Source organism: Alkalinema pantanalense CENA528 (genome assembly GCF_050753345.1).
Classification (GTDB): domain Bacteria; phylum Cyanobacteriota; class Cyanobacteriia; order Leptolyngbyales; family Leptolyngbyaceae; genus Alkalinema; species Alkalinema pantanalense.
Genome location: NZ_JBLZFX010000220.1, coordinates 1 through 1,518, shown reverse-complemented (window position 1 = coordinate 1,518; position 1,518 = coordinate 1). Strand labels below are relative to the sequence as shown.

General features: G+C 71.5%; 1 protein-coding gene. It reads left to right on the top strand.

Going from position 1 to position 1,518, the window contains the following annotated elements:
* Positions 1-1,378: aminomethyl-transferring glycine dehydrogenase (locus tag ACN4EG_RS27730; RefSeq protein WP_458575110.1), on the top strand; the 1,378-nt coding region annotated here is incomplete at its 5' end.
* Positions 1,379-1,518 lie beyond the last annotated feature (140 nt).

Sequence of the window (1,518 nt, the reverse complement as noted above, 5' to 3'; positions counted from 1 at the left end):
CACGATGAACCCGCTGGGCTCGTGCACCATGAAGCTCAACGCCACCGCCGAGATGATCCCGGTCACGTGGCCCGAGTTCGCCAACATCCACCCGCTGGCGCCGGCCGAGCAGGCCGAGGGCTACCGCGAGCTGATCACCACGCTCGAGGCGATGCTGGTGGAGTGCACCGGCTACGACGCCGTCAGCCTGCAGCCCAACTCCGGCGCGCAGGGCGAGTACGCCGGCCTGCTGGCGATCCGCGCCTACCACCGCGCCCGCGGCGAGGGCCACCGCGACGTCTGCCTGATCCCGGAGTCCGCGCACGGCACCAACCCGGCCTCGGCGCAGATGTGCGGCATGGAGGTCGTGGTCACCAAGTGCGACGCCAACGGCAACGTCGACGTGGCCGACCTGCGCGCCAAGGCCGAGAAGTACTCCTCGCGCCTGGCCGCGCTGATGGTCACCTACCCGTCCACGCACGGCGTGTTCGAGGAGGCCATCGTCGAGATCTGCGAGACCATCCACGCCCACGGCGGCCAGGTCTACACCGACGGCGCCAACATGAACGCGCTGGTCGGCGTGGCCAAGCCGGGCAAGTGGGGCTCCGACGTCAGCCACCTCAACCTGCACAAGACCTTCTGCATCCCGCACGGCGGCGGCGGCCCCGGCGTCGGCCCCTGCGCGGTGAAGGCGCACCTCGCGCCCTTCCTGCCGCGCACCTTCGGCGGCGCCGGCGACGTGGGCATGGTGTCGGCGGCCAGCTTCGGCTCGGCCTCGATCCTGCCGATCAGCTGGATGTACATCGTGATGATGGGCGGCCATGGCCTGCGCCGCGCCACCCAGGTGGCGCTGCTCACCGCCAACTACGTGGCCAAGCGCCTCGCGCCGCACTACCCCACGCTGTACGCCGGCCGCAACGGCCTCGTCGCGCACGAGTGCATCCTCGACCTGCGCCCGATCAAGGACGCCACCGGCATCAGCGCCGAGGACGTGGCCAAGCGCCTGATCGACTTCGGCTTCCACGCGCCCACGCTGAGCTTCCCGGTGGCGGGCACGCTGATGGTCGAGCCCACCGAGAGCGAGAGCCAGCACGAGCTCGACCGCTTCGTCGACGCGATGATCCAGATCCGCGAGGAGATCCGCGCCATCGAGGACGGCCGCCTGGACCGCGAGGACAACCCGCTGAAGCACGCGCCGCACACCGCCGAGGTGGTGACCGCCAGCGAGTGGACCCGCGCCTATCCGCGCGAGCTGGCGGCGTTCCCGCTGGCCTCGCTGCGCCGGCAGAAGTACTGGCCGCCGGTGTCGCGCGTGGACAACGTGCATGGCGACAAGAACGTGATGTGCTCGTGCATCCCGGTGGATGCTTACAAGGACGAGGCCGTCGCCGAGGCCTGACCTCGCGCCTCTGCCCTGCGCCGCGGTTGCGGCGTGGCGCCGCGGGGCACGGGGTGGTGCCTCTTCCGACCGACTCGGGCCTCCTGCCCGAGACGGTCGGCGGCGGGCCTCCTGCCCGCCTCGACGGCACCACCCCGCAC